Source organism: Nonomuraea sp. NPDC049480 (genome assembly GCF_044465905.1).
Taxonomy (GTDB): domain Bacteria; phylum Actinomycetota; class Actinomycetes; order Streptosporangiales; family Streptosporangiaceae; genus Nonomuraea.
This window is the reverse complement of the sequence record NZ_JBITMD010000006.1, coordinates 190,968-217,634: the sequence shown is the minus strand read 5'-3', so window position 1 is coordinate 217,634 and position 26,667 is coordinate 190,968. Positions and strand designations below refer to the sequence as shown.

Sequence of the window (26,667 nt, the reverse complement as noted above, 5' to 3'; positions counted from 1 at the left end):
GCCTCCAAAGGGGGGTTCGGCCGATCAGGGCTTCGGGAGAAGGGCGTGCCGCGGGTCGGCGGGCCGTGCGGGACCTCGGCGGGAGGCGGGCGGCTCGCTGACGACGCGGGGCTCGTACGCGCTCGCCTCCTGGGCGTGCAGCGCCCGGGCCAGCGGGGACGGGGCGCGGGTCAGCATCGGGGAGGTGAAGACCCGCCGGGACCGGTGGCCGCACGCCGCGCACGGCTCCTCCGTCCGGGCCTCGCCCATCGGGCGTGTCACGTCGAAGGGCCCGCATCCCGCGCACCGGTACTGGTATGTCGCCATGGGCAACCTCCAAAAGCTTGGATTTGGAAGTATTTTTTGAGGAAGTAAAATCCGGCTACCCCGCATGTTGCGAGCAGGTAAACCCTGGGACGCCTTCGAGGCACGCCACGCCGGGGCATGCGGGAAGGGCCGCGCCGCGATGCGGGCGGTCCGGAGGCGACGCGTCGCCGTCCTACGGAAGCTGCTGGAGGACGTCCCACTGCAGGCCGTCGGCGGCCGCGAGGAACACACGCTGGTCCAGGTGGCGGTTGCGCACCTGGACGGTGCCGCGCGGGCTCTCGTACTCCAGCCCTTCGGCCATCGCCTGAATCCGCTCCACGTCGACCGCGCCCGCCCGGCGCAGCAGCTCGGTGAGCATGCGCACGCCTTCGTAGCAGGACTCGCCCAGGCTGTTGAGCACCGGCGCCTGCGGTCCGAACCTGCGCCCGTAGGCGGCGGCGAAGTCCAGCCCGGACGCGGTCGGCAGGTCCTCGAAGAAACCGGCCGAGGTCATCAGGCCGCGCGTGTTCTCCGGCCCCGTGGCCAGGAGCACGTTCTCCTCGATCAGCGAGCTGAACCGGATGTGGTCGCGATCCAGCCCCGCGCGGCAGAAGGCGCGGTTGAAGGCGACGGCGTCATTGCCGATCAGCAGCATGAGCACGGCTTCGCACCCGCTGGCCGCGACCCGGCGCAGCGTCTCCTCGAAGTCCTCGGTGCCCAGCGGCACATACATCTCGTCGCAGACGACGCCGCCCAGCTCGGCCAGATAGCGGCGGGCCGCGCGGGCCGAGGACCGGGGCCAGACGTAGTCGTCGCCCACGATGGTCCATCGCCGGATTCCCAGCTGGCTCGCGAACCATTCGAGCGTCGGCCGCAGCTGACGGTTCGGCGTCTCCCCGGTGAGGAACACGCCGGGCGACCGCTCGCCGCCCTCGTAGAGCGCCGTGTAGACGTACGGCACCCGGCCGCCGATGCGCGGGGCGACGACCTCGCGCACCGCGGAGATGTGCCACCCGGCCACGGCGTCGATCACGCCGCCGCTGATCAGCGCGTCGATCTCGTTCGCCACCCGCGCAGGCGGCGCCCCGCCGTCGACGAGCACCAGCCGCAGCTCCCTGCCCAGCACCCCGGCCTCGGCGTTGACCTCTTCGGCCGCCAGTTGCGCGCAGCACTCGCAGGACGGCCCGAAGATCCCGGCCGGCCCCTGGAGGGGGATCACGAGGGCGACGTCCAGCGTGTCACGGCTCCCGGGCCTCCCGAGCGAGCCGGGCCACAGGCGCGCCTTCTCGATCATAAAGGTGACGTTACCGTTTACTTATTACCGAAATATTTCACGGCGATAAGGACTGGTACCGTTGGAGCGATGACCACCACGACGATCTCTTGGCAGGGACATTGACGACCGCGGCGACCGTACATCGCGACCTCGACTTCGCACGGCTCCTCACGCTCGTCGAGCGGAGCGTCGTGCAAAGACTCGGTACGGCGCTGAAAGCGGACGGCGCCACGCTGGAGGAATGGCGCGTGCTGTCACTCCTGGGCGACGGCAACGGTCACCCCATGACGGAGATCGCCGAGTTCGCGCTGCTGCCGCCGCCGAGCCTCACCAAGGTCATCGACCGCATGGTGTCGCTGACCCTCGTCCACCGCCGGGTGGACGAGGCGGACCGGCGGCGCGTGCTGGTCTTCGCGACGGACCGCGGCCGCCAGGCGCTCGAGCAGTGGACCGCCACGGTCGAGCGGCAGTACAACGAGATCGTCGCGGCCACCGGCGGCGAGGAGATCGCGCTGCTGCGCGCCCTGCTGGCGCGCACGGCCGGCCGCCTGGGCCTCCCGTGAGCGCATGGTCGACACGACACGCCGTCGCGCCACAGGCCCCTGCGCGTCCTCCGCAGGGGGCGACGGCGGCAGAACGTCCCCACCGCTGCGCGCAACGGCTCCATGGGCGGGTCCCGGTCATCGGCCCAGGTCACCGAGGCTGCGATCATTGGCCTCATGCGTGTTGTGGTGATCGGAAGCGGCATCGTCGGAGCGAGCGCGGCCTACTACCTGAGCGGCCGGGGCGCGACGGTGACGGTGGTGGACGGCGGATACCAGGGCGAGGCGACGCAGGCGGGGGCGGGCATCGTGTGCCCGTGGGTGGACCATCCCGAGGACGACGCCTGGTACCAGCTCACCCGCGAGGGCGCCCGCCACTACCCCGGGCTGGTGGAGGAGCTGGGCGAGGACATCGGGTACGCCAAGGTCGGCGCCCTGCTCGTGGCCGAGGACCCGGCCGACCTGGAGCCGGTGCGCGCCCTGCTGCTCCGCCGCCGTCTCGACGCGCCGGAGATGGGCGACATCACCGACGTGGCGGCTCCGGCCGAGCTGTTCCCGCCGCTGTCCGACACGCTGAGCGCGATCCTGGTGCCGGGGGCGGCCCGCGTGGACGGCCGCTCCGTGCGCGACGCGCTGCTGCACGCCGCCATCGCCCGGGGCGCCGAGGTCCGTACGGGCGCCGCCGCGCTCACCCCGGACGGCGAGGTGTACCTGTACGCCCTGCCGGCCGAGGGCGCCACCCCGCCGGCCGCGGACATCACCCCGCCGTCCGCAGGCACCGGGCCGCCGGCCGGAGAAGCGAGCTCACGGCAGGCCACCACCGTCCCACCGCCCGCCACGGGTTCGGCGCGCCGGTTCGCAGGCCAGGCGGTTCGGATCGAGGCCGACATGGTGATCGTCGCAGCAGGGGCGTGGACGGGCGAGGTGTGCCGGCCGCTGGGCGTCGAGCTGCCCGTGTTCCCGAGGCGGGGCCAGATCCTGCACGCCACCCTGGAGGGCGTCGACACGGCGTGGTGGCCGATCGTGCTCCCCAGCGTCGGCCCGTACCTGCTGGGCTTCCCCGACTCGCGCGTGGTGATCGGCGCGACCGTGGAGGACGTGGGGTTCGCGCCGCGCGTCACGATGGGCGGCCTTGAGGAGGTGATCGCGGCGGGGCTGCGGATCGCGCCGGGTCTGCACGGCGCGACGGTGACGGAGACCCGGGTGGGCCTGCGCCCCGTCTACGCCCCCGGCTCGGCGCTCATCGGCCCGCTGACCGGCCGCGTGGTCGTGGCGACGGGCCTGGGCTCGTACGGCCTGACGGCGGGCCCGTTCACCGGCAGGATCGCCGCCGCGCTGGCACTCGGCGAGCAGCCGCCCCTGGACATCACGCCCTACGCGCCCCCCGTCGCCTGAGCGAGAAGGGCTCCATCCCCGGCGCGGGAGATCGCCCACCCCGGCGAAAGCGCGTGACGAGCGGGAACGTATAGTCGGATTCCTCCCCACCGTGATCGCGTGGGGAGGACGCGTTGCCGCTGCTCGCACTGATGCTGATCCAGGTCCTGATCGCGGCAGGATGCGCCGCCGAGCCGCCCGCGCCGCCGGCCGGCCCGTCGTTCGCCCTCGTCCCGCCGATCGCCCTCGTCCCGTTGGCCGCGCCCCGGCCTCCCGACCTGCCCGAGCCGGTGCGAGTCCCTTACGGGGCCTCGGGCAGGTACGCGGTCGTGCGTGGCACCGCCCCCGCCAGGCCGGGCCGGGGCCCGGTGGTCCGGTACCTGGTGGAGGTGGAGCGCGGGCTGCCGTTCGACCCGCGCGCGTTCGCGGCGGAGGTGCACCGCATACTCAACGACGTGCGCGGGTGGGCGCGCTTCCAGCGTGTGGACCGCGGCCCGGCACGGGTGCGCGTCGCCCTGTCGAGCCCGCGCCTGACCGTCCGCCAGTGCCTCCCGCTCCGCACCGGCGGGCAGTTGTCGTGCTGGAACGGCACCCGCTCCGTCATCAACGCCCTCCGCTGGGCCGACGGCGTGCCGCAGTACGGCGGCGACCTGGCCGCGTACCGGAGCTACCTGATCAGCCACGAGGTCGGCCACGCCCTGGGACACGGCCATCGCGCCTGTCCGGGCCCGGGACACCTGGCCCCGGTCATGACGCAGCAGTCCAAGTCGCTTGACGGCTGCCGCCCGAACCCCTGGCCCTTCCCCCATCGCGCCGGCGACCGTCAGAGGAGCTGACCGGTGCCGACGCCGCGCAGCAGCGTGTCCACCACGCGGGCGGCGAGGTCGTCGGGGTCGCCGTCGGGGCTCTGGGCGGCCTCGTGCATCAGCGCGTAGTAGACCCGCCTGGCCCAGTCGGGGTCCACGTCGGCGCGCAGCACCCCGGCCGCCTGCGCCCGTCTGAAGAGCCGGTCGCAGCTCTCGGCCACGTCCGCGTGCACCCTGGCCACCTCGGGATCGGCCGACAGGGCCCGGCTCATCGCGAACCCCCAGTCGAGCTTGACCCGCAGCACGCTGGCCGTGACCTGGTAGAGCGCGACCAGGGGCGGCGTGGTGTCCGGATGGGCGGAGTCGACGGCCTCGGCGAAGCGGCGGGTGGCCCACGCCGCCATCGCGTCCACCAGCGCCTCCCGTGAGGCGAAGCGCCGGTGGACGGTCGTGCGCGCCACCCCCGCGGCCTCGGCGATCTGCTCCATGCTGGCCGCCGGGTTCCTGCTGAGCACGCGCTCGGCCGCCTCCAGGATCGTCCGGACCGTGCGTGCGGCATCGGATCGTATGGCCCGCGTCGTCTCATTCACCCCCACAGGGTACGGCAACGTTGCCGTTTATCCAGAACTTGCGTCATCACTGTTGCAGGTTCTATCGTCAAGGCATCGGGACTGACGCAACTCATCGGAGGGAGAACCCCATGGACATGCGACTCACCGGCAAGACGGCCGTGGTCACCGGCGCGAGCAGGGGCATCGGGCTGGCCATCGTCCAGGCGCTGGCCGGCGAGGGAATGCGGGTGGCCGCCGCCGCCCGCACCGTCCCGCCCGCGCTGAAGGAGACCGGGGCGATCACGGTGGCGGCCGACCTGGCCACCGCGCACGGCCCCGGCGAGGCGATCGACCAGGCGCTGGCCGAGCTGGGCGAGATCGACCTGCTGGTCAACAACGTGGGCGGCGGCGACGGAGGCGCGGGGCAGGTCGGTGGGTTCCTCGGCTTCGACGACGACCAGTGGCGCCAGACCTACGACCTGAACCTCCTCAGCGCCGTACGCGCCACCAGGGCCGCCCTGCCCAGTCTCATCCGGCGACGGGGCACCGTGATCAACATCTCGTCCATCGGCGCCCGGATGCCGCACGGCGGCCCGATCCCGTACACGACGGCCAAGGCGGCGCTGACCGCGTTCGGCAAGGCCCTGTCGGAGGAGTTCGGCCCCCAGGGGGTGCGGGTCAACACGATCTCGCCGGGCACCACCCGCACCGCGCTGTGGGTGGACCCCGGCGGCTACGGCTCCGCGCTGGCCGCCGCGCAGGGCATGGACCTCGAGCGGTTCCTGGAGGGGCTGCCGGGCGCCGCCGGGATGACGACGGGTAGGTTCATCGAGCCGGAAGAGGTCGCCTCACTGGTGACGTGGCTGGCATCGCCGCACGCCGGAAGCGTCACGGGCGCCGACTACCTCATCGACGGCGGAACGGTCAAAGCAGTGCGACCTATCGCGATATATCGTAGTGGCGGGAACACCGGGGGTGGTTCGCCCGGTTGAGCGGAATGGATGCGACCTTCAGGGGAGTGTGGACGATGGCGGGAAAGCGGACGGCACGGCGGATCCTCGCGGGCGGCGCGGCTCTCGCCGCGGCCGGCTGGGCACTGCGCGACATACCGGCCCAGCTGGGCGTGCGGCCTCTGGGCTCGGGCCCGGACCGGGCGGCGCGGATGCGGCAATCGCCGCAGTTCAGGGACGGCACCTTCTTCAATCCCATGCCCGAGCCGACCACGTTGATGACCACGCCGCCCGTGGGCCTGCTCGGCGAGCTGGCCAAGAACAAGGAGGAGCGCCGCCCCGCCGGCCCCGTGCCGCTGCGCGTGCCTCCGTCCGGTCCGCCGCCCGCCGGCGGCCTGCGCGCCGTCTGGTACGGGCACGCCTCCACGCTGGTGGAGATCGAGGGCAAGCGGGTGCTGTTCGACCCGGTGTGGAGCAGGCGCGTCTCCCCCTCGCAGCTCGTCGGCCCGAAGCGGCACCACCCGGCGCCCGTGACGATCGGCGAGCTGCCGCAGGTCGACGCGATCGCGATCTCGCACGACCACTACGACCACCTGGACATGGCGACCGTGCGCACGCTGACCGGGACGCAGAAGGCGCCGTTCCTGGTGCCGCTGGGCATCGGGGCGCACCTGGAGCGGTGGGGCGTGCCCGCGTACCGGATCATCGAGCTCGACTGGGAGGAGGAGGCCGAGGTCGCGGGGCTGCGCTTCGTCGCCACGGCGGCCCGGCACTTCTCAGGGCGGGCGTTCACCCGCAACGACACGCTGTGGGGGTCCTGGGTGGTGGCCGGGACGGGCAGGCGGGTGTTCTACGCGGGCGACTCCGGCTACTTCGAGGGCTACCGGGGCATCGGGTCGGCGCACGGGCCGTTCGACCTGACGCTGATGCCGATCGGCGCCTACAGCCCCGCCTGGCCGGACATCCACATGAACCCGGAGGAGGCGGTCAACGCGCACCTCGAACTCGGGGGCGAGCTGCTGCTGCCGGTGCACTGGGCGACGTTCACGCTGGCCCTGCACCCGTGGGGGGAGCCGGTGGAGCGGCTGTGGCGCGAGGCCAAGGCCCGAGACGTCGAGATCGTCGTGCCGCGTCCGGGCGAGGCCGTGGACACCACCGAGGCGCCGGCGGTGGACGGCTGGTGGGAGACGCTGGGCTGACCGCACCCCTCCCGCCGGCCGGTCGGGAGGCCCGCCGTGCCTCCCGCCCGGCCGGCGGTTGCGGCGACGCTCAGCCGGGCCGGTCCAGCTCGGCGCCGGGCGCGGGCGCAGGGCGGCGGTCCAGGTCGTGGCCGGGCGCGGGTGACGGGCGGCGGTCCAGCTCGGCGCCGGACTCTTGTGACCGCCGTTCCAGCTCGCCGGCGCCTGGTTGCGCCGCCACGGACGGCAGGTCGCGCGGTGGCCGGGGCGCCGCGGCCGGCGACGCGGCGCGGGACCGGGTCTCCGGATCCAGATCCGGTTCCGGCTCCGCGCGGGGCTCCGGTTCGTACTCCGCGACCGCCTCCTCGTACGCCCGGCGCAGCTTGTCCGCCTCGGCCTGCGGGTTGTGGAACCAGTTCGTGGACCACAGGCGGTGGAAGTTCCAGCCGAGCCGCTCCAGGTGCTCCTTGCGGAGCCGGTCGCGGTCGCGCACGCTGCGCGAGTCGCGGTAGGACGTGCCGTCGGCCTCGATCGCCAGGACCATGCGGTCGGGGTCCTTCGGGTGGGTGGCGGCGAAGTCGACGCGGAAGCCGCCGACGCCGTACTGGGGCACGACGGTGATGCCGCACCTGGCCAGGCGGTCGCGTACGTCGGCCTCGAACGGGTTGAGCGCCGTCCCGCCCGAGGCGTCGGCCGGGGTTCCGCCCGAGCCGGCGTACTCGAGGTAGTCGGCCAGCAGCCGGGCGCCCGCCTTGGTGACGCGGGCGGGGTCCACATCGTGGCTGGAGAACGAGCTGACCAGGGTGAGCCGGTGCTTGGCGCGGGTGGCGGCCACGTTCAGCCGGCGCTCGCCGCCGTCGCGCAGCAGCGGGCCCCACTGGTAGCGCATGCGGCCGTCGCGGTGCTTGCCGTACCCGATGGTGAGGATGATCGCGTCGCGTTCGTCGCCCTGGACGCGCTCGAGGTTCTTGACGAAGAACGGCTCCGGCGCGTCCTCGGCGAAGAACTCCTCCAGCTCGGGATGCTCGGCCAGCGCCTCCCTGAGCGCCTGGTCGATGCGCTCGGCGTGGCGCATGCCGAGCGCGATCACGCCGAGCGACTCGCCGGGACGGGCGCGGGCGTGGTCGAGCACCAGCTCCACCACCTTGCCGACCTCGGCCGCCACCGAGGCTTCCTGGCCGGGCCGGTCGGACTGGGCGACGACCACGTGCCGCAGGCAGTCGCCCCGCGACACGCCGGGGAACGTGGTGAGCGCGCCGCCGTAGATGCGGGAGTTGGAGAACGCCACCAGCCGCTCGTCCCTGCTGCGGTAGTGCCAGCTCAGCGGCCATGTCGGCAGCAGCGGCCGGAGCGCGTCGAGCACCGACTCGAACCCCGCCCCGAACGACACCAGGCTCTCCTCGTCCTCCGCGTCGTCGAGCCCGTCACCGACCTGCCGGAAGAAGTTCGTCGGCGGCAGCTGCCGGTCGTCGCCGGCCACGGCGATCTGATGCGCCCGCATGATCGACGGCACCGCGTCGGCGGGCACGATCTGGCTCGCCTCATCGAAGATCACCACGTCGAACAGCCTGGTCGCGGGGAGCACCTGGCTGACGATCAGCGGGGACATGGCCCAGCACGGCTTGAGCGCGAACAGCACGTCGCCGGTCTGGTCGAGCAGGCGGCGCAGCGGCAGGTGGCCCCGGCGCAGGGCGGCCTGCTTGCGGATCACCCTGGCCTGCAGCGGGTGCCGGTCCTCGGCGTCGCGCAGCCGGACGGCCCACGCGCGGCGGACGCGGGCCCGGTTGGCGGCCAGGTGCCGGATGTCGCGTTCGCGGAAGTCGCCGGCGATCTCGTCGAGGGCTTCTCCCCTGGTGGCGCCGTAACGCGGGTCGCTCACCCTGATGTGATCGAGGATGGAGGAGTACCAGGCGTGGTCGAACGCGGCGGCCGCCAGGTCGGCCGTGGCCTGCTTGCGCGCCAGGTCGTCGAGGAGTTGCCCGAGGCCGAGGGCGTCGAACCGCATGCCCAGGTCGTACAGTCTGGGGAGCTTCCAGGCGGTGTCGCGGTCGGCGCACAGTGCGGCGAGGACCTCGTCGGGGTCGTCGGGGACGTTGATGTACGCCCGCAGGGAGGCCAGCTGCGCCTCGCACTCGGCCTGCAGCCTCAGGAGCCCGCCGAGATCGGACGGCGGCCACGGTGCGCTTCCCCGCTCGCCGGGACCGCCGCCTGCCCTCTGACCGGCGTGCGGGCGGGGCGGGTCGTCGGCACCCAAGCGGGAGGCGCCTTCGGTTCGGGGCGGGCGGGTGCCGTCCGGGCCGGCGCGCCACGTGGCGTGCGACGGCGGCGGGAGGCGGAGGGAGTCCCAGTCGGCGAGCTGGCCGGCCGCCTCCGCCAGTGCCGCGTGCAACTCCGCGCGTTCCGGCTTGCCGGAGCCGAGCCACAGCGCCCGGGCCTGCTTGCGCAGCGTATGGCGTTCCCGCAGCCCGATGGAGGAGCCGCCGGTGAGCCGGGCCGGGCCGCCGTCGCCGACCGCGGCGGCCAGGCGCGCCGGGCCGGCTTCGAAGACACGCGGCGAGAGCCGCCGCATCGTCTGGGCGACCCCCGCGAACAGCTGCAGCGCCGACACTCGCTCCCGATGTCCCGAGGGCGCCCGCAGCCCCACCTCGGCGCACGCCTGGTCCACCCGGTACGCCAGCAGCGGCAGCAGGTGCGAGTGCAGCCGGGAGGCCAGGTCTGCGGCCTGCCGGGCCTGCTCGGCGGTCCGCAGCGCCGCCCCGTACCAGGGCGTGCTCCCGGGCCGCAGCGTGAACCCACCCAAATGGGCGAAGTCGCGCAGCTCATCCCTGATCAGGTCGGCCGCTTCGCGGTCGATCCGCTCGGGCGGGACGAGCCGCACCGGGGTACGCGCCTCGGCCGGGATGCCGAGCAGCTCCGACTGGATCTGGAACGCCGACACTCCCCACGGCGGGTGCGGTTCGTGCAGCCCGGCGACGTGCTGGGACAACCGCCGCTGCCGGTCGATCAGCCGCCGGTCGAGCTCCTGCTCGGGCCGGTCGGTCACGCTCTGGGCGAGGTCGAGCGTGTCGCCGAGGTCGCGGGCGATGCGCAGCCGGTCCCGGGTGCCCTCGTGGATGTCGAGCACCAGATCACCCAGGTCCGCCCCCTTGAGCCGGGACAGCACGGCGTCGATCGCGGCCCGCTTCTCTGCCACGAACAGCACCTTGCGCCCCTTGGCGACGAGCGCGGCGATGAGGTTCGCGATGGTCTGGCTCTTGCCGGTGCCCGGCGGCCCGTGGATGACGAGGCTGCGGCCGGACATGACGGCGGCGATGGCGCTGCGCTGGGAGGAGTCGGCGTCGAGCACCGAGTAGTCGTCCTCCGGCGAGTCCAGCTCCATCGGCCGTCCCCGGTCGCGCGACAGCAGCTCCTGCGCGTCGGGGTCGCCGGCGATGGCGGCCACCACGTCGCTGTCGGCCAGCAGTTCGCCGGCCGCCTGCATGTCCCTGACCATGGGCAGCTTGGAGTAGGTGAAGGTGCCGATGACGCGCCGGTCCTGGATGTCGAACCCGGGCACCTCGGCCGCGGCCGCGATGGCGCGCAGCTCGTCGTGGTCGCCGGTGACGCGTTCGGCGGCGGCGCCGTACACGGTGGCGAGCTTGTGCAGCAGCACGGGGTTGACCTCGTCCTCGTCATCGAGCGCGAGATCGAAGTCGTCGTGCCGGGCCCGGGTGGGGGTGATGGTGAGGCCGCGCAGCAGCACGGGCGCGGCGGGCTCGAGGAACAGCTCGTCCCACCTGGCCATGCCCGTGGCCAGGTACGCGGCCCGGATGCCGCGCTCCTCGAGCAGTTCGCGGGCTTTGCGGTGGATGGCCTGTACCCGCCTGATCGCGTCGGCCCTGGCGTCGACGTCGGTGAACAGGCGGGTGAGGCGGATCGAGCCGGTACGCAGGAAGCGTTCGAGTCTCTCGGGGTCGGCCGCCGCCAGGTCGAGCGTGCCTGCCCGGCGGTCCTTGTAGTAGAGCAGCGTGTTGCGCCCGCCGAGATCGGTGAGCGCCGATATCCAGTTCGCCTGAGCCGCCGCGATCAGGTCGCCCCTGCGGCTGTCCGATGGCTCTGCCATGAAGGTCTCTTATGCCCTGGCGCGACCTTTGCAGTCTCTTGGCCGCGGGAAGGTGCGGTCTTGCGCGGGTGACGTCGAATGGTGCTGGGTCGGGTCACGCTAGTTGCCGCGTGTGTTCACGTAGTCGATGTCCAGGTTGTCGGCGTTGGTGGGGATATCCGCCAGCACGCGCACCTTCGCGCCGTAGAAGTCGATCACCTGGACCTGGTACTTGTCGGGGCTGGTGCCGCTCTGCACCCAGCAGACCAGGTGGTCGTCGTCGTACCAGGTCGCCGGTCCGGCGCAGGGCGACGAGATCCGCCGCAGCTCGGTGCCGGTCTGGGAGTCGTAGACGCAGTTGTTGCCGCTGTCCAGCCCCGGGCAGTCGGTGACGAACTGCTTGCCGGTCGGCGAGAACATGAAGTTGGCGAAGCCCGTGCCCACGTTGGGGATGCGGCGTACGCGCGTGCCGTGGGCGTCGAAGAAGCGCAGGGCCTGCTGGGTGGCCTCGTCCGACAGGGCGACCACGCCGCTGTCGTTGTGGTCGAAGCCGAACGTGATGCCCTTGAGCGAGCTCTCCCTGAGCGAGGCGATCGTGGCCTTGCGCGTGGTCACGTCCACGATGGCGAAGCCGGTGGACTGCCAGTCGCCCTTGACCAGGTTGCCGATGTTGACGAGCACGCGGGTGCTGTCGCGCGACCAGGCCTCCAGGGACGCGCTGAGCGGCTCCTTCGAGGTTCTCACCGAGAAGCGGTCGCCCGTCCTCTTGTCGGTGATCTCCACGGTGTCGTAGCCGTCGGTGAAGTTCTTGCCGCGCTGGGCCAGGTAGCGACCGTCGGGCGAGAGCACGCTCTCCCACATGTCCGAATACTTCTTGAACGGTCCGGTGAGGGAGTCGCGCGAGTAGTACACCCAGTTCTTGGTCTTGGGGTCCCTGACCATGTACGTGGTGGCCTTGATCGGGTCGGACGGGCTCTCGTAGATGGTGATGCCGGTGTCGGGGAGCTTCACCGTGGTCAGGTTCGCGGTCGGGACCGGGGACGACGTGGGCGACGGTGTGGTGGCCGGGGTGGTCGGCGTGGGCGTGGCCTGCGCCTGGTTCGTGATGGGCAGGTTGACGACCGTGACCACGACGACCGTGGCGGCCACCGCCAGGGCGACGGCCGCCACGGCGGCGCCGATCACCCAGCCCCGCTTCTTGCGGGGCGGCGGTGGGGCGTACGCGTACGGCCCACCGGCCGGCTGGAACGTGGGCGGGTGGAAGACCGGCTGCCCGCCGGAGTACGGAGGCGACGGCGACCCGAACGCCTGCGGCCCGGACCCCGGCGTCTGGAACCCGGGAGACACCGGTCCCGCACCCGGATACCCGGAAGGCGAGGGGCCCACCGGCCCGGGTCCCGGGGAGGGCGAACCGGCAGGCGGATAACCGGAGGGCGGAGGGCCCACCGGCCCGGACCCCGGGAAGGGCGAACCCGCAGGCGGATAACCGGAGGGCGGAGGGCCCACGGGCCCGGAGCCCGGTAAGGGCGAACCGGCAGGCGGATAACCCGGGGACGGCGAACCCGCGGGTCCGGCGCCGGGAGCCGGCGAAGCAGCGGCCGCGGAGCCCGGAGGCGCCCAGGCCACCGGCCCGGATCCGGGTCCGGGTCCGGGAGGCGGCGGGGAGCCGGGAGTCTGCCACGGGGCCGGTGCGCCGCCGCCCACGACGGCCGCCGCCTGCTGGAGTTCGTCGGGGTTCGAGGTGGCCGGATGCTCGAGGAGGCGGAGGATCACCTGCTCGGCGGTCGGCCGCCGAGCCGGGTCCTTCGACAGGCAGGCGGCGACGAGGTCGCGCAGCGGCCCGGTCAGCCCCGCCAGGCCGGGCTCGGTGTGCAGCACCCGCTGGATGATCGCCGGCACGTTCTCGGCCTCGAACGGCCCCGCCCCGCCGGCCGCGAACACCATCGTGCTCGCCCAGGCGAACATGTCGGCCGCCGGCCCGGCCGGGTGGGCGAGGATCTGCTCGGGCGCCATGAACGCCGGCGTGCCCACCGGCATGGACGTGATCGTCGAGGTGGCGTCGAGCGCCCTGGCGATGCCGAAGTCGATCACGCGCGGGCCCTCGGCGCCGAGCAGCACGTTGTTCGGGCTGAAGTCGCGGTGCACGATGCCGGCCTGGTGGATCGCGGCGAGCGCGGTGGCGGTGCCGATCGCCAGCCGGTGCAGCGCCGCCTCGGCCCGGGGCCCCTCCTGGGACACGACCTGCTGGAGCGAGGGTCCGTCCACGTACTCGCTGACGATGAAAGGGCGGTCCTCGTGCACGCCGGTGGCCAGCACCTTCGCGGTGCAGAACGGCGCCACCCGCTGGGAGACCGCCGCCTCGCGGGCGAAGCGCTCCGCCGCCACCGCGTCGCCCGCCAGGTGCGGGCGCAGCCACTTGATGGCCGCCTGTCTCCCCTGCCCGCTTTCGCCCAGATAGACGACGCCCTGCCCACCCTCTCCCAGCCTGCCCCGGATCTCGTAGCCTCCGAGACTGTAGGGATCCCCTGGTCTGAGCTCAGAAATCGACGGCATATCCGGATTATGCGCGCAATATCGTGCAAATGGGTTTCACGAACTCATGATCGCCACACCCCCGGGGGACCGGTCCCGGGCACGGCGCGCGGGGTCTCGACCACGTCACCATGTCCGTACGCCCCCGGCGAGGTGCACGCGCTGACGCCCCAGCGTTCTTGCTCCTGCAAATCTTGCACACTGCCATGAACACCCGGCTCCTCTCCCGCGTATCCCTTACTGACCGGCGCCACCCACTCGGGGCCGCGCCCATGGACCCGGAAGGGGAGGACTGCCTATGCGATTCCCCCAGAACCGCCACGTTCTCGCCATCGTCGGCGTCGCCGTACTCTCGCTCACCGCCTGTGCCAGCTACACGCCGACGCCCGTCGCCGACACGTCGGTCACCGAGCCGGCCGGCGTCGAGGTGGAATCGAATGAGGCCGCCGCCGCCGAGGCCGAGCCCGAACCCTCCGACGCGGGTGCCGCGGCGGCCGACCCCGAGCCCGAGCCCGAGCCCGCCGGCTCGGCCACCGCCGACAGCGAACCGGAGCCGGCCGGCTCCCCCACCGCCGAGCCCGGCACTGACCCCGAGCCCGCCGGTTCCGGGACCGCCGAGCCCGAACCCGACCCCAGCGGCGGCGCCGGCGCCGACACCGGCACAGTGCAGACCAAGTGGGGACCGCTGACGGAGACCGACCGCAAACTCATCACCGGGGTGCGGCTCGCCGGCCTGTGGGAGATGCCCCTCGCCCAGGACGCGGTGCAGCGGGCCAGCACCCCGCGTGTCCGCCAGATCAGCAGGGAGATCGCCTCACAGCACCACACCCTCGACAAGCTGGTCCGCGACACCGCCGCCAAGCTGAAGGTCAAGCTCCCGGTGAAGCCCACCGACGAGCAGCAGGACTGGATGAGCGACATCTCCAGCAGATCCGGGAAGGCCTACGACACCACGTACGTCAAATGGCTGCGCCTGGCCCACGGCAAGGTCTTCGCCCTGATCGGCACCGTACGCGGCAGCACGCAGAACACCGAGGTCCGGCGCTTCGCCGAACAGTGCAACACCTTCGTGCTCAACCACCAGCGCCTGCTGGAGAGCACCGGCCTGACCACGCCCGAGAGCTTCCCCACCCCGTCCGGCTGACGGCTGTGCCGGTTTCGGCGATGATCAGGCAGGAGGTCCTCCGCCACCACGGCGAGCGTGTACAACAGTCACCATGGAAGAGCGCACTCCGGGCGAAGTGAACGCCGAGGATCTCGGCGCGGTCATCACGGCAGTCCTCACCGCGTCGCGGCTGCTGGTCGCCATCACCGCCCGCTCCCTGGGCGCCGTCCAGGACCGGGTGACGCTCCCCCAGTTCCGCATGCTCGTCGTGCTGTCGGCACAGGGCGAGACCAAACTCGTCACCATGGCCGATCTGCTCGGCGTCAACAGCTCCACCGCCATGCGCATGGCCGACCGGCTGGCCGGCGCAGGGCTGATCGTCCGGGAGGTCAACCCGCTCAACCGCCGCGAGAGCCTGATGCGCCTCACCTCCGAAGGGCGACGCCTCGTCGACGACGTGACCAGCCGCCGCCGTGAGGAGATCGCCGCCATCGTCTCCCGCATGTCCCCCGACCAGTGCCGGGCTCTCGTCGCCGCCATGAACGCCTTCAACCAGGCGGGCGGCGAGCCTCCGGCGTTTCCGCACTACCCGCTCGGCTGGCCCGACCAATAGGGGAACAGGCCCCGCGAACCACCTGCCGTGGCTCATGCACGCCTCCGGCGGTCGTCCGTCACTTACGGCCCTTGGCCTTGCCCTTTCCCGGTCGCGAGCCGGCGAGCCCGGGCGGGACGTGCACGCCGGTCGCTTTCTTGGCCTGGCCCGGCGGCAGGGACGCGACCGGGGTGGGCGCGGGAGGCGAATCGGCCCGGCGCCGGTCGGCCTTGGGCTGCCGGACCGCTACCGGTTGAGCCCGCAGCGCACCGTCAGGCGGAGAACCCTCAGAGGTGGGAGGTGTGGCCGGCGTGGCAGGAGTGGTAGGAGTGCCGGTGGCCGGTCCGCGGCCGGCCGGGGGCGGCCCGGACACCTCGCCGGGCCAGAACGCGGCGGCCAGCGCGCCGGCGACCATCGCGGCCACGAGGGCGACGTGCCGGACCTGCCCGCGCGAGACCCGGCCTGCGACGGCCGGCTTCACGCGGCCCGCGGGAGGGTGGCCTTCGCGGCCGAACCCCCGACGGCTCGCGGCCGGCGGCTCAGCGGGAGGACGACGCTCAGGTATGAGGGGAAGCGTGGCTGGAGGAAGGGCGACGACGGCGCCGGTTTGCGCAACGGAGTCGAGGGAGGAAGTTCCGACGCGCCGCAGTTGCCGGCGGGCGTCGCGGATGGTGGGACGGCGGGCCGGGTCCTTGTCCAGCAGGGCCGCGATCAGCGGTGCCAGAGCCCCCGCCCGCTCGAAGGGCGGCGGGTCGGCGGTGAGGACGGCGCTGATGGTGGCCACGGCGGTGTCCTGTTCGAACGGGGAGCGGCCCTCCACCGCCGTGTACAGCGTGACACCCAGCGACCACAGGTCGGTCTGCGAGGTCGGCCGGTCGCCTCGGGCGCGTTCGGGGGCGACGTAGGCGGGGGTGCCGACCACCCTGCCGTCCTCTGTGAGGCCCACCGGCTGCTCCAGCCTCGTGGCCAGGCCGAAGTCGGTCAGCACCGCGTGGCGGTGGCCGGAGTCCAGCAGAATGTTGGCCGGCTTGACGTCGCAGTGCACGATGCCGGCGGCGTGCGCGGTCTGCAGTGCATCCAGGACCTGCAGACCGATCCGGGCCACGGCGGCGGGCGGCAACGGGCCACGCCGGGCGAGGACGTCTGCCAAGGTGGGGGCGGGGATCAGCTGCAGGACGATCCACGGCCGCCCGTCGGCCTCCACCACGTCGTAGACGGTGGCGATGTGCGGGTGGCTCAGCCTGGCGGCCAACCGGGCCTCGCTCATGGTCCGGCTCAGCAGCGCCTGGCGATCGGACTGCGGCCGGTGCTCCAGAGTGACCTCTTTGACGGCCACCGGACGGTCGAGCAGCTCGTCGTATCCCTGCCACACTCTGCCCATGCCACCCTGGCCGAGTGCGGTTTGCAGGCGGTAGCGGCCGGCCAGTAACCGACCCTCATAACGCGAAGCGGACATAGCGCCCGACTTACCCTGGTCGCAACCCAGCCATGCGCCGCGTGTGTGCCGAATTGATAAAGATGATCAATGATGCCCTCCCTGCCTCCGCTCGGGTCGCGGCGACCACCTGTTTCAGAAAACGCGTATTTCCACGTGCGGCCAGGGCGAACAACAGCAGAGAACGGGCGATCGTCATGGCCGCTGGTCCAGGGCCGCGAGCCGGCATCGACCGGCTCGGCAGTCGTCAAGGCTCTGCACGGCGTCGCGCCGGGCCCGCTCCAGTTCGGAGATCTTGGTGTCGATCCGGTCCACCACGGCTTCCAGGCGCCTCCACCCCCATCGTCTGCGACATGACCGACGCCGCAGACACCGACGCCGAACGCCTCGCCGAGTACCAGCGGCTCTTCCGTCAAGCGCTGACCGGCCGGGAAAGAACCCCGGAGGGAATCCGCTTCCGCTTCCGCGCCGGCCAGGGCGTCGAGGCATGGGTCCGCGACCTGGCCGCACGCGAGAAGGCGTGCTGCGCGTTCTTCGCCTACGACATCACCGCCGAGGGCGATGAGGTGATCTGGGACGCCGCCGTCTCCGACAACGACATGGCCCGCACCCTCCTGGAGGAGTTCTACGCCCTGCCCGACACCGTCGATCAGGGCCTCGACGGCCTGCTCGAACGGCTGACCGGACACGGCCTGGAAATCATCGCCGACCCCGGCAACCCCGTTCGCCAGGTACAGCACACCGACGAGCAGCGTTCATCGACCTGGTATCCGCGTCATCACGGTGGCCCCCGGCACGCCTCGAGCCATGGGCAGATCTTTCCCGCGAGGCGGCCCTCCCCATCCTGAGGGATGCCAGGAGGATCAGGACTTCAGTACACCGAGAGGTGCGGGTGGTCGTAGTGGTTGGCGGTGGTGCCGCCGCGGTCGGACATGGTGCGCCAGGCTCCCGTGCGGACGTGCCAGATGCGCTGCCGGTAGATGATGTACATGATCCCAAGACGCTTGGCGTTCTCGACCGCCCAGCCGGCGATCTCCTCTCCGCGCCTGAGCTCGGCCGCCGACGGCATCGCGCCGCCCCGGCTGAGCATGAAGTCGCACGCCCGGCCCAGCGGATGCTCGCCGCCGTCCTGGATCGCCCGGTAGCAGCCGATCCCGTACGGCACGTCGAACCGCTCCTGGATGAGCTGCTTGACCAGCGCCATCCGCGGCGTGATGTGGTCGGGTCCCTGCGGCAGCTGCGGCACGAACGTGCCGTCGGGACGCAGGCCCGGCGCCTTGTACAGCTGATCGATCTTGTCTCTGATCCGTTCGATCTGCCCCTCGGCCTTCTTCTTGCGCTCCTCCAGCTCCCCGACCGTACGTTCGAGCTCTCCGGCGCGGGCGGCGGCCTCGTCCTGCGCCCGCTGCCGGTCGTCCCTGATTTTGGCGAAGTCGCGGAGCGTGGCGTCCTGAAGCGTGACGAGGTGGTCGACGAGCGCCATCCGGCCGAGGAGCGTGGCCGGGTCCTGGCGGCCGGTCATCATGGCGACCTGGTTCGGCTCGCTGCCGGTGTACTGGGCGACGGCCATCGCCCTGAGCTCGGTGGAGTGCTGGTCGAAGAGTTCCTGGGCGGCGGCCAGCCTGGCACGCGCCGCCTTCTCGGTCTTGTCCGCCTTCTGGTGGGCGATGCGGCTGTTGTAGTAGTCGGTGATGAGTCTGTCCGACTCCTTCCGCAGCGCTGCCAGCTCCTTCTTGAGCTGCTTCACCGTGGGCTTCGGCGCCGCCCGGGCATCCGTCACCAGGAGCCCTGCGGTGAGGACGGCGGCGACGACCCCGCGCCACCAGGTACGTGGCCGCAAGGCGAGACAAGCACCCGCCACACTTCATCCTTCTCCAGAGCCGCAGGGCACATTCCGGTCAGGAGTTCGTTCAGGCCGGGGGCCGCCCTCTATCCGACGCTAGATAGTAGAGGATCACGGGCCGCGGCATGTAATTCAGCACTTTCCGCCATCGCGCGGGCGCCGTGCCCTGCGGGCGACGATCTGCCGTCCGAGCAGCACCGATCCAGGCACCGCCACCATCCCCAGCAGGCCGGAGCCCAGGCCCACGCCGACGTCGGCGTCCAGCAGCCCGTCGCCCCCGTCGCCGCCCAGCAGCGGCACGTCGAGCGACACGCTGACCGACACGGAGATCAGCGGCTTCGGGTTCTGGGCGGGCGGCGGATCGCCGGGGCCGGGCGCCTGGGTGGTGGGCGGGGGGTTGCCGGCGGGGGGTGGGTTGGACGGAGGGTCGTCGTCGGGGGGCGTGCGGGTGGGCGGCCGCGTGCTCGGCCTCGGCTCCTCGGAGCGGGTCGGCTCGTCCGGGTCCGGGCCGCCGGTCGGCGTGCGCGTCCCCGGGGGCGGCTCGGGGCGGGGAGCGCCCGTGGTCGGCGCCGGGCCGCTCGTGGGCGGGGCGGCCGGGAACTCGCTCGGGTACGCGGTCGGGTACGCGGTCGGGTCGCCGGACAGGGTGATCGGCGGTGTGCCGGTGACGGTGTCGGGCGCCGTCGGCGGGACGGATGTGGGTGAGGCGGGCGCGGCCGTCCGCGGCGGGCCTGACGTGGCGGGCGGGAGCGCGGTGCCGCTCTCCGATCCGGGCGGCTCGCTCCAGATCACGAACGCCGACACCACCGCCGCGGCGGTCGCCAGCACCAGCCCGCCGGTCACCGCGAACTTCCCCACCGGCGTCAGCGTGCTCTGGGCCATACTCGTGGTGGTGTCACCCTCCGCGACCCGCTGCGCCTTCGGCAGCAGCGCGGCCAGCGGCATGATCAGGATGCTGAGCGCGGCCCGCCCCCGCGTCTCCCATTCGTCCCCGTACGCGGCCCGTGCCACGTCCTCCAGCTCGGCCAGGAACACCTCGGCCGACTCGGGCCGTGCGGCGGGGTCCTTGGCCAGGCCGTGCGCGACGAGCGGCCGCAGCGGCTCCTCGACGTCCTCCAGCGGGGGCGCGGAGTGCTGGTGCTGGTAGGCGAGGGCGGCGACGTTCTCGCCGTGGAAGGCCCGGTGGCCGGCCAGGCACTCGAAGAACACCAGCGTCGCGGCGTACACGTCGGCGGCCGGACCGGCCGGCGCGTCGTCCCACTGCTCCGGAGCCATGTACGGGGGCGTCCCGATGAGCGCGGCCTTCTCGCCGAAGCGGGCCGCCACGCCGAAGTCGACGAGCTTGCTGTCGCCGTCCTCGCCGATGAGCACGTTCTCGGGCTTGACGTCGCGGTGGACCACCCCGCGCCGGTGCGCCTCGGCCAGTCCGAGCAGCGCGCCCTTCAGCAGCGTGAGCGCGGCCTCGGCGCCCGTCCTGCCCTCGTGCTCCAGCAGCCGCCGGAGCGTGATGCCGTCGACGAGCTCCATCACGATGACGGCGTCGCCGGTGGTTTCGACGTAGTCGAGCAGGCGGGCGGTGTGCGGGCTGTCGATCTCCCGGATGAGGGCGGCCTCGGCCCTGAACCTCTCGAGGAACTCCTCGTCCCGGCGCAGCGGCTCGGATAAGTGCTTGATCGCGACCGCGAGGCCGTCGGAGTCGCGGACGGCGAGCATCACCCTGCCTGTCCCGCCGTGGCCGAGTTCCCGGATCTCGGTGTAGCCGGGAACATCCATGGTGGGACCTCCTGACCAGAAAAGATCCTTCTGCCAGGAAGCTAACCTGATGTCACACGCCGTGTCGAGCGCTTCCGCCCGAGTGACCGCCGTTCATCAGTAATCGATATTTTTACTACTTACCATAGTAGGACGCTCTCTCAGGCGGCCGGGCGGGCGAGGTGAGCGGCCAGGTGGGCGCGGACGTTGCGGGCGGCCTCGCGGCCGGCGCGGTTGGCGCCGATCGTGCTGGCGGACGGCCCATAGCCGACGAGCTGGAGCGCCGGCTCCTTCAGCACCCGTGTGCCGTCCACCTTGATGCCGCCGCCCGGCTCCCTCAGCCGCAGCGGGGCGAGGTGGTCGAGGGCGGAGCGGAAGCCGGTGGCCCAGATGATCGTGTCCGCGTCCAGATCGCGCCCGCCGGCCCAGGCGACGCCGCGCGCGGTGATGCGCTCGAACATCGGGAGCCGTTCCAGCGCCCCCTTCTCCAGGGCCTCCCTGACGACGGGCGTGTAGCCGAGCCCGGTGACGCCGACGACGCTCTCCGGCGGGAACCCGGCGCGTACGCGTTCCTCGACCCTGCCGACGGCCTCCCGCCTGGCGTCCTCCCCGAAGTCGTCGTCGCGGAAGACCGGCGGACGCCGGGTCACCCACGCCGTCGCGGCCGCGACGCCGGCGATCTCGGACAACACGTGCATCGCCGACGCCCCGCCGCCGACCACCACCACGCGCCGCCCCGCGAATTCCTCCGGGCCCCGGTATCCGGCGTAGTGCAGTTGCCGCCCCTCGAACGAGGCCGCGCCCGGATAGTACGGCCAGTACGGGCGGGTCCAGGTGCCGGTCGCGTTGACCACGGCGCGGGCCGCCCACTCCCCCGCGTCCGTCTCGATCATCAGCCGCCCGCCGTCCCCGTGCCGGACGGCTCGCACCGCGAGCGGCCGCACCACGTCCAGGCCGACGGTGTGCTCGTAGTCGCCGTAGTAGGCGGGGACGACCTCGGCCGCGGGCCGCCCGCCGTCCGCGTCCGGCGAGCGGCGTACGCCCGGCAGGTCGAAGACGCCGTGGACTTTGTCCATGGTCAGCGACGGCGACCGGTGCCGCCACGCCCCTCCGGGCCCGGGTGCCGCGTCGAGCACGACCGGCTCGAACCCGAACCGCTGCAAGAAGTACGCGCTGGACAGCCCCGCCTGCCCGGCCCCGATCACCACGACGTCGCTCCGCTCCACGATCAGCTGCAACCGCCGCCGCCCCCGAGATCTTCCCTCGGCGACCGGCGATCTCATCGCCGGCGGCTGTCCTGAGAAGGCGCTGTCCTGAGAAGGCGCTGCCCTGAGAAATGGTGACAGCGCCGTGCCCGCGTGGTTTTCTATACGGCATTCACGTGTGATGCGGCTCACACCGGCCGCGCCGAGAGTCCGGGGGCCAGGAATGCCGAGGGGGACGTCGTGACTGATGAGGTGACCGCCGCGCAGCTTCCGCCCGACGCCCGCAACGGGCTGGTGGCCGAGCTTGCCGAGATCGTGATCGAGCGGACCGCGCCCGAGGAACTCGTCCTGTTCCAGGAGAACGCGGCGGAGTATTTCCGCGATCCGCGTGCCGCGCTGAAGTCCGGGGACCGTGACGAGCCCGTCGGCTTCGGGCTCGACATGGTGATGATGACGCCGTACGTGCTGGCCGTGGTCGCGCCCGTGGTCCAGTTCCTGGTGACGACGATGGTGGAGGCGGTCGCCGAGGAGTCCGCGACGCACGTGGTCGACCTGGTGCGCCGCCGCTTCCTGCGCGGCCGTCCCGCGGACGACGAGCCCGCCGGCGGCGTGGAGCCGCTGAGTGAGGAGCAGCTCCGCCAGGTGCGCGAGGTCGCACTCCGGGCGGCGCAGGGCGTCCGGCTGGACGACGGCCAGGCCAACCTCCTCGCCGACGCCGTGGTGGGCGGGCTGGTGAAACGGTGAGCTGTGGACACCTCCGGGCGGCCGTACGCGCTGGCGTACCCGTCGCCGACTCCTTCCCGCTTCGTCCTGCTCCTTGCGGCCCTGCTCAGCGCCGGGGCCTTCGCCGGCAGCCAGGCCCATGACCGGCTCCACGGAGACTGGCTCACCGTCGTCCCCCGCTGTGAGAGCGAGGCCCGGGAGCGAGCCGCCGCCCTGACCCCCGCCGGACGCCGCGAGCTGGCCGGCCCAGGACCGGTCACGGTCTCGGGGACGGAGGGGCAGGCAGGCCGCTACGAGGCGGCCATGGCCGAGCATGCGCTCGCGGGCCGTTGTCTCGAACCCCACAGGCGGCGGGAGGCGGGGTACGCGTTCGCCGGGGCCGCCGGGGCCGGCACGGCGGGGCTGGCCGTGCTCCTGCTGGCTCCCGCGGTGATCGAGCGGAGGCGGCGGCTGCGCCGGCTGGGACCGGTCCTGCCCCAGGCCGCCGCCCGGGTCGCCGAGCTGGCGGCGGAGTCGGGGATGACCCGTGTCCCGGTGGTGTTCCTCGGGGCGGCCACGCTGCGCGACGGCTACGGTTACGGCCGGCCCGGACGCTACCGGATCGTGCTGCCGCAGGCCGTGGCCGTGCGATGGCGCAGCCGCGACCTGTTCGACCCGCTGGTCCGCCACGAGCTCGCCCACATCGTCCACGGGGACGTCACGCTGGCGTGGCTGGCGCGATCGCTGGGCTACGTCGTCGCTCCCATGCTCGTCCTGCCCCTGGTCGTCATCGCTTTGTCCGGCGACCGCGGTCTTCTGCCCGGCTTCCTGTGGCGGGTCGTCCTGCTGGGCGCGACGACCGCGCTGGTGTCGCGCGCGCTGCTGCGTTCCCGCGAGCACGACGCCGACCTCCGGGCCGCCAGGGCGGGGGGCGGGCCCGAGGGCTTCACCGCGATCCTCGGCCGCGCTCGGGCCTGCGACGCCCTGTCCTGGCATCGGCGCCTTCTGGCCTTCCACCCCTCCCCGGCCCGCCGCCGGGCCGTGCTCGCCCGGCCCGAACTCGCGACCGGCGTCACCTTCCTCGACGCGTTCGCCGGGGCCTTCCTGGCCGCCCTCACCATCCCCCTGCTGACCAGCGGACTGACCGGCCTTCTCTTCGCCTCGGGCCGCACCGACCTCGCCGTGGCGGCGGCCGCGGTGCTCATGGGCCTGCTGCTGGGCGGATCGGTCGGCCTCGGGCTGTGGCGATCGGCCCTCCTGCACCGCACGGCCTCCGTGCAGCGTGCCGGGGCAGGCGGGCCGGGTCCGCCGCATGCCCAGGGCGCCGCGCACGGGCAGGTTCCGGCAGGGGAGACGGGCCGGCCACGGCCGGCGCCGGGTGGAGGGGCGGGCCGGTCGTGGCCGGCCGCCGGCGGTGTGGCGGCCGGGCTGGTGGCTGGGCAGCTCGCCTCGCTCGCGCAGACGGATGGCAACCCCTCCTGGACGATCGTGCTGGTCGCGTGGGCCGGACTGGGTGCCACGGCGCTGGCCGCCGGGCTCGGGGAGCTGTGGGCGGATGCCGCGCCCGCGATGGCCCGGCGCGCCTCCTGGATGATCGCGCTCGCCGTCAACTGGGCGCTGTTCGCCGTCGCCCTGTGGTTCGGCAGCCAGCTCAACGTCCTCCTCGACGTGGGAGGGTGGGAGATCACCCGGTGGTGGATGGCCAACATGCCGTTGACGTGGCCGGCCACGGCAGCCGTCGCCGCACCGGCCGCGGCGGCCACGTGGGCGCTGTTCGCCGCCCGGCGCGGCGGCGTCACGCCTGCCTGGCTGCTGGAGTCCGGAGAGCCGCGGCCGTGGCAGGCGCCCGGACAGGCGGGGCCGCGCGGGATCGTGCCGATCGCGGTGTTCGCGGCACTGGCCGGGATCGTCGCCATGCTGGTGTTCCGGCTCGTCATGGGACCGGCGGGCTCAGACGCGGTCCGGCTCCAGCGTTTCTTCCTCTCCATGTGGGTGTGCGCGGCGGTCGTCGTGGCGGCGGCGCTCGTGATCGCGCTGGCCTCCCCGCGGCGCGGGCTGGGCGCCGCTCTGATCGCGGGCCCGCTGGCGGGGCTCGTGGCGGGTGCCGGATACATCGGGGTCGACGGCCTGTTCGGCGGCAGGCCGACTCTCATCCTCGTGGCCGAGGTGGTCCCGCGTCCGCTGCTCATCGGGTTCGTGCTCGTCCTGTTCGCCGCTCCGGCCGGTCTGCTCGTCCGTCGCCGCGGGCCGGGGCCGCGACGCCGCGGGCGGCTGGGATGGTGGCCGGCCGCCGCGGTCCTCGGCCTGGTGGCAGCCGGTACGGTGATCGCCGCCCGCGTTCCGCTGACCGGCTCGGGCGGGCCGGTTCCCTCCCCGCCGGGCGGGACGGCCACTCGCGCCGAGGCGTCGTACTACATTCACGATCTCGCCCCCGAACTCGTGAGCCGGTTCCAGGATGCGCGGACCGCGCGGGCCGGCATCGACGCCGATCCGGACGCCGACGGGAGGACCAAGGCCGCGAGGATGCGTACGGAGGTCCTGGTCCCGCTGCGGGCGTTGCTGGCGGATGCGCAGGCGTACCGGCCGGTCGGCGTGGAGACCCGGGCGGCGCACCGGGACTGGGTCGCGCTCGTGCAGGCGGAGACCGGCGCGTTCGAGCTGCTGGCCACCGCCTGGGAGACCGGCGACGAGGCGGCCTCGCGCGAGGCCGCCGTCAGGGAGCAGGAGGCGTTGCGCCATCTCACGGCCTGGGGCGAGAAGGTGACCGGCGACTGCGCGACCTGCCTCCCGACCGTCGCCGGAGGCGGTTGACCCCCGAGTAGGCCTTCGCAGGGGCGTCGCGGCGGCTCTTGTGCACTGTCCCGAGGGGCTTTTCGCCCGGAGACGGGTCGCGTCAGGCCGTCAGCGCGGACTGGAAGATTGCCCGGTGCCGCGCGATGTGCTCGATGTCGACGCGGTAGAAGCGGTCGTCGCCCCTGGCCACGTGGCTCGCGAAGCCCTCGTGCCCGGCCGCTGCCTGCTCGTGCATGTGCCGCACCAGGTGCTCCAGCCGGTCCCGCGCGGTCTCCGTCAGCACCTCGCGGCCGCGGGCGTCGAGGTCGTACGCGCCGGCGAACAGCCCCAGCCTGCGTGCCTGCTCCACCACCGGGAACGTCTCCATCTGGCGGGGATCGGTCAGGGGCACGAACCGGTAGGCGGCGTAGGCCACGTCCCAGACGCGCGGTCCGGGGTGGGCCGTGTCGAAGTCGATGAACGCGACCGGCCGCCCGTCGCGGAACACGCAGTTGTACGGCGCCACGTCGCCATGGCAGATGACCTCGGCCGGACTCTCCGACGGGAAATACCAGGTCATGTCCTGATTTTTCGCGAACTTCAGGAAATCGACGGTGGCGTCATGGAAGTCACGCAACAGCCTGCCGACACCGGCCAGCGCGTCGTCCGACAGCGCCCAACCCGGCAGCGGGTGGTCCGGCACCTGGCCGGGCACCAAGTCCAGGACCTCCCGCCCGTCGCGGTCGACCCCGTGGGCTCTGGGCGCGCCGGTGAAGCCGCGTGCCGCCAGGTGGCCGAGCAGGGCGTGGACGGCCGGCGTCCATGAACCCGTGAGCCGCCGCACCGTGGTCCCCGCCCGTATGACGTGGTTGACGCCCCCGCCGGCCAGCACTTCCACGTCCTCCTCCGGTCCCCCGGACGGTGTCGCCTCCACGCTACGGCTCCTCCTGGTCGCCCGGCCTCCGGGCGGTCGTCGCCCGCCGGCGGTGTGCCGTGGGACATGATCTCACCACTCCCGGATCAACGGCCGCCCGCCTTGCCGGCGTCCCGCGGCACCCACAGGGGCTCGGCGTGTTCCAGTCCGGCAGCCACCGCGTGGTCAGCGGCGGGAGCCGAAGGCGATGGCCGTCGTGGAGGCGATCGTCGTCACCAGCACCACCATGACCAGGACGGTGCCGAGCGGGTTGGGGCGGCGCGGCGGCCGCACCGCCTCCTTGGCCCGCACCGGAGGAGTCGCTCGCGGCGCCGGGGCGGGCGTCGGGGAAGGGGCGGGCACGTGTGCCGGTGCCGCCCGCAGGAGCTCGGGCCGGAGCGCCGGGCGCGGTCTCCCGCGCGGGCACTCCCCCACCCGCACCCGGTCCCCGCACACCGACTCCTGGAAGATGGTCATCCCGGGCACCGTCACCTTGGGGACCAGCCGCCGCTTCCCCGGCCGCCCCGCGATCGACACTCCGGGGACCGGCGAGCGCCACACCGACACCCCCGGCACGGATCCGTCCACGGACACCTTCCGGGGAGCCGCCGGGGGGCGTACGGACACCTCGGGGACCGGCGTCTTCGGGACCGCGGACCACGTGGAGGGCACGCCCCGAGGCCATGGCTCCGGGTCGGCGGCCGCGGGACCGGCCGCCCCGATCGCGACCAGGGCGGCCGTGAGCAGCAGCGGCGCGCGCCGGATGCCCATGC

Annotated in this window: 21 protein-coding genes; 10 read left to right on the top strand and 11 right to left on the bottom strand. The window is 73.1% G+C overall.

Annotated elements, in window-relative coordinates:
- Positions 1-24 precede the first annotated feature (24 nt).
- Together ACIBX3_RS19545 and ACIBX3_RS19540 are read right to left on the bottom strand one after the other, a co-directional pair.
- Positions 25-306 (bottom strand): FmdB family zinc ribbon protein, encoded by a 282-nt coding sequence (locus ACIBX3_RS19545; RefSeq protein ID WP_397118785.1) that lies wholly within the window; start codon positions 304-306, stop codon positions 25-27.
- A gap of 172 nt (positions 307-478) precedes the next feature.
- Entirely contained in the window at positions 479-1,579 is a 1,101-nt protein-coding gene (locus tag ACIBX3_RS19540; protein ID WP_397118783.1) for a substrate-binding domain-containing protein, read from the bottom strand.
- 89 nt (positions 1,580-1,668) lie between these two features.
- On the opposite strand from ACIBX3_RS19540, the gene ACIBX3_RS19535 reads away from it, so the two are divergent.
- The 3 genes from ACIBX3_RS19535 to ACIBX3_RS19525 all read left to right on the top strand — a co-directional run bounded on the left by ACIBX3_RS19535 (position 1,669) and on the right by ACIBX3_RS19525 (position 4,313).
- Positions 1,669-2,124 (top strand): MarR family winged helix-turn-helix transcriptional regulator, encoded by a 456-nt coding sequence (locus ACIBX3_RS19535; protein ID WP_397118781.1) that lies wholly within the window; start codon positions 1,669-1,671, stop codon positions 2,122-2,124.
- 156 nt (positions 2,125-2,280) lie between these two features.
- Entirely contained in the window at positions 2,281-3,498 is a 1,218-nt protein-coding gene (locus ACIBX3_RS19530) for an NAD(P)/FAD-dependent oxidoreductase (RefSeq protein ID WP_397118779.1), read from the top strand.
- Positions 3,499-3,611: 113 nt separating this feature from the next.
- Positions 3,612-4,313, top strand: a complete 702-nt coding sequence (locus tag ACIBX3_RS19525) for a DUF3152 domain-containing protein (protein ID WP_397118777.1) — start codon at positions 3,612-3,614, stop codon at positions 4,311-4,313.
- On the opposite strand, the gene ACIBX3_RS19520 is transcribed toward ACIBX3_RS19525, so the two are convergent.
- Positions 4,301-4,873, bottom strand: a complete 573-nt coding sequence (locus ACIBX3_RS19520) for a TetR/AcrR family transcriptional regulator (RefSeq protein ID WP_397118775.1) — start codon at positions 4,871-4,873, stop codon at positions 4,301-4,303. The genes ACIBX3_RS19525 and ACIBX3_RS19520 overlap by 13 nt on opposite strands.
- A 110-nt stretch (positions 4,874-4,983) precedes the next feature.
- Between ACIBX3_RS19520 and ACIBX3_RS19515 the strand changes: the two genes are divergently transcribed.
- Positions 4,984-5,826 (top strand): oxidoreductase, encoded by an 843-nt coding sequence (locus ACIBX3_RS19515; protein WP_397118773.1) that lies wholly within the window; start codon positions 4,984-4,986, stop codon positions 5,824-5,826.
- Between the two features lie 35 nt (positions 5,827-5,861).
- A complete protein-coding gene (locus ACIBX3_RS19510; protein ID WP_397118771.1) occupies positions 5,862-6,983 on the top strand; it encodes an MBL fold metallo-hydrolase in 1,122 nt (373 codons plus the stop codon).
- A 70-nt stretch (positions 6,984-7,053) separates the two neighbouring features.
- Here ACIBX3_RS19510 and ACIBX3_RS19505 read toward each other — a convergent pair whose 3' ends face one another.
- Together ACIBX3_RS19505 and ACIBX3_RS19500 are read right to left on the bottom strand one after the other, a co-directional pair.
- Positions 7,054-11,064 carry an AAA domain-containing protein gene (locus tag ACIBX3_RS19505; protein WP_397118769.1) on the bottom strand — a complete coding sequence of 1,337 codons (4,011 nt, stop codon included), beginning with the start codon at positions 11,062-11,064 and terminating at the stop codon, positions 7,054-7,056.
- Between the two features lie 99 nt (positions 11,065-11,163).
- Positions 11,164-13,596 (bottom strand): serine/threonine protein kinase, encoded by a 2,433-nt coding sequence (locus tag ACIBX3_RS19500; protein ID WP_397118767.1) that lies wholly within the window; start codon positions 13,594-13,596, stop codon positions 11,164-11,166.
- A 277-nt stretch (positions 13,597-13,873) separates the two neighbouring features.
- Here ACIBX3_RS19500 and ACIBX3_RS19495 point away from each other — a divergent pair, with 277 nt between their 5' ends.
- Positions 13,874-14,719 carry a DUF4142 domain-containing protein gene (locus ACIBX3_RS19495; protein ID WP_397118765.1) on the top strand — a complete coding sequence of 282 codons (846 nt, stop codon included), beginning with the start codon at positions 13,874-13,876 and terminating at the stop codon, positions 14,717-14,719.
- A gap of 73 nt (positions 14,720-14,792) precedes the next feature.
- Complete coding sequence (locus ACIBX3_RS19490) at positions 14,793-15,293, top strand: MarR family winged helix-turn-helix transcriptional regulator (protein ID WP_397118763.1); 501 nt, start codon at positions 14,793-14,795, stop codon at positions 15,291-15,293.
- A gap of 58 nt (positions 15,294-15,351) precedes the next feature.
- On the opposite strand, the gene ACIBX3_RS19485 is transcribed toward ACIBX3_RS19490, so the two are convergent.
- Entirely contained in the window at positions 15,352-16,728 is a 1,377-nt protein-coding gene (locus ACIBX3_RS19485) for a serine/threonine-protein kinase (RefSeq protein WP_397118761.1), read from the bottom strand.
- A 332-nt stretch (positions 16,729-17,060) separates the two neighbouring features.
- Here ACIBX3_RS19485 and ACIBX3_RS19480 point away from each other — a divergent pair, with 332 nt between their 5' ends.
- Positions 17,061-17,555 carry a hypothetical protein gene (locus ACIBX3_RS19480; protein WP_397118759.1) on the top strand — a complete coding sequence of 165 codons (495 nt, stop codon included), beginning with the start codon at positions 17,061-17,063 and terminating at the stop codon, positions 17,553-17,555.
- Positions 17,556-17,578: 23 nt separating this feature from the next.
- Here ACIBX3_RS19480 and ACIBX3_RS19475 read toward each other — a convergent pair whose 3' ends face one another.
- From ACIBX3_RS19475 to ACIBX3_RS19465, 3 genes are all read right to left on the bottom strand, one after another.
- Positions 17,579-18,547 carry a coiled-coil domain-containing protein gene (locus ACIBX3_RS19475; protein WP_397118757.1) on the bottom strand — a complete coding sequence of 323 codons (969 nt, stop codon included), beginning with the start codon at positions 18,545-18,547 and terminating at the stop codon, positions 17,579-17,581.
- Positions 18,548-18,682: 135 nt separating this feature from the next.
- Positions 18,683-20,323 carry a protein kinase gene (locus ACIBX3_RS19470; protein ID WP_397118755.1) on the bottom strand — a complete coding sequence of 547 codons (1,641 nt, stop codon included), beginning with the start codon at positions 20,321-20,323 and terminating at the stop codon, positions 18,683-18,685.
- 140 nt (positions 20,324-20,463) lie between these two features.
- On the bottom strand, positions 20,464-21,585 hold the full coding sequence (locus ACIBX3_RS19465; RefSeq protein WP_397118753.1) for an FAD-dependent oxidoreductase: 1,122 nt from the start codon (positions 21,583-21,585) through the stop codon (positions 20,464-20,466).
- A 162-nt stretch (positions 21,586-21,747) separates the two neighbouring features.
- Between ACIBX3_RS19465 and ACIBX3_RS19460 the strand changes: the two genes are divergently transcribed.
- Both ACIBX3_RS19460 and ACIBX3_RS19455 read left to right on the top strand, forming a co-directional pair.
- Positions 21,748-22,251 (top strand): hypothetical protein, encoded by a 504-nt coding sequence (locus ACIBX3_RS19460; protein WP_397118751.1) that lies wholly within the window; start codon positions 21,748-21,750, stop codon positions 22,249-22,251.
- A gap of 3 nt (positions 22,252-22,254) precedes the next feature.
- On the top strand, positions 22,255-25,020 hold the full coding sequence (locus ACIBX3_RS19455; RefSeq protein WP_397118749.1) for a M48 family metalloprotease: 2,766 nt from the start codon (positions 22,255-22,257) through the stop codon (positions 25,018-25,020).
- An 82-nt stretch (positions 25,021-25,102) separates the two neighbouring features.
- On the opposite strand, the gene ACIBX3_RS19450 is transcribed toward ACIBX3_RS19455, so the two are convergent.
- Together ACIBX3_RS19450 and ACIBX3_RS19445 are read right to left on the bottom strand one after the other, a co-directional pair.
- Positions 25,103-25,915, bottom strand: a complete 813-nt coding sequence (locus tag ACIBX3_RS19450; protein ID WP_397118747.1) for a phosphotransferase — start codon at positions 25,913-25,915, stop codon at positions 25,103-25,105.
- Positions 25,916-26,080: 165 nt separating this feature from the next.
- Positions 26,081-26,665 (bottom strand): hypothetical protein, encoded by a 585-nt coding sequence (locus ACIBX3_RS19445; RefSeq protein ID WP_397118745.1) that lies wholly within the window; start codon positions 26,663-26,665, stop codon positions 26,081-26,083.
- Between the last annotated feature and the right edge of the window lie 2 nt (positions 26,666-26,667).

What these genes read in the sequence shown, in the direction of transcription:
- ACIBX3_RS19515 (WP_397118773.1), top strand. Translation starts at nt 4,984, where the DNA reads ATGGACATGCGACTCACCGGCAAGACGGCCGTGGTCACCGGCGCGAGC.
- ACIBX3_RS19510 (WP_397118771.1), top strand. Translation starts at nt 5,862, where the DNA reads ATGGCGGGAAAGCGGACGGCACGGCGGATCCTCGCGGGCGGCGCGGCT.
- ACIBX3_RS19530 (WP_397118779.1), top strand. Translation starts at nt 2,281, where the DNA reads ATGCGTGTTGTGGTGATCGGAAGCGGCATCGTCGGAGCGAGCGCGGCC.
- ACIBX3_RS19490 (WP_397118763.1), top strand. Translation starts at nt 14,793, where the DNA reads ATGGAAGAGCGCACTCCGGGCGAAGTGAACGCCGAGGATCTCGGCGCG.
- ACIBX3_RS19445 (WP_397118745.1), bottom strand. Translation starts at nt 26,665, where the DNA reads ATGGGCATCCGGCGCGCGCCGCTGCTGCTCACGGCCGCCCTGGTCGCG.
- ACIBX3_RS19495 (WP_397118765.1), top strand. Translation starts at nt 13,874, where the DNA reads ATGCGATTCCCCCAGAACCGCCACGTTCTCGCCATCGTCGGCGTCGCC.
- ACIBX3_RS19470 (WP_397118755.1), bottom strand. Translation starts at nt 20,323, where the DNA reads ATGGATGTTCCCGGCTACACCGAGATCCGGGAACTCGGCCACGGCGGG.
- ACIBX3_RS19505 (WP_397118769.1), bottom strand. Translation starts at nt 11,064, where the DNA reads ATGGCAGAGCCATCGGACAGCCGCAGGGGCGACCTGATCGCGGCGGCT.
- ACIBX3_RS19480 (WP_397118759.1), top strand. Translation starts at nt 17,061, where the DNA reads ATGACCGACGCCGCAGACACCGACGCCGAACGCCTCGCCGAGTACCAG.
- ACIBX3_RS19465 (WP_397118753.1), bottom strand. Translation starts at nt 21,585, where the DNA reads ATGAGATCGCCGGTCGCCGAGGGAAGATCTCGGGGGCGGCGGCGGTTG.
- ACIBX3_RS19485 (WP_397118761.1), bottom strand. Translation starts at nt 16,728, where the DNA reads ATGTCCGCTTCGCGTTATGAGGGTCGGTTACTGGCCGGCCGCTACCGC.
- ACIBX3_RS19540 (WP_397118783.1), bottom strand. Translation starts at nt 1,579, where the DNA reads ATGATCGAGAAGGCGCGCCTGTGGCCCGGCTCGCTCGGGAGGCCCGGG.
- ACIBX3_RS19545 (WP_397118785.1), bottom strand. Translation starts at nt 306, where the DNA reads ATGGCGACATACCAGTACCGGTGCGCGGGATGCGGGCCCTTCGACGTG.
- ACIBX3_RS19500 (WP_397118767.1), bottom strand. Translation starts at nt 13,596, where the DNA reads ATGCCGTCGATTTCTGAGCTCAGACCAGGGGATCCCTACAGTCTCGGA.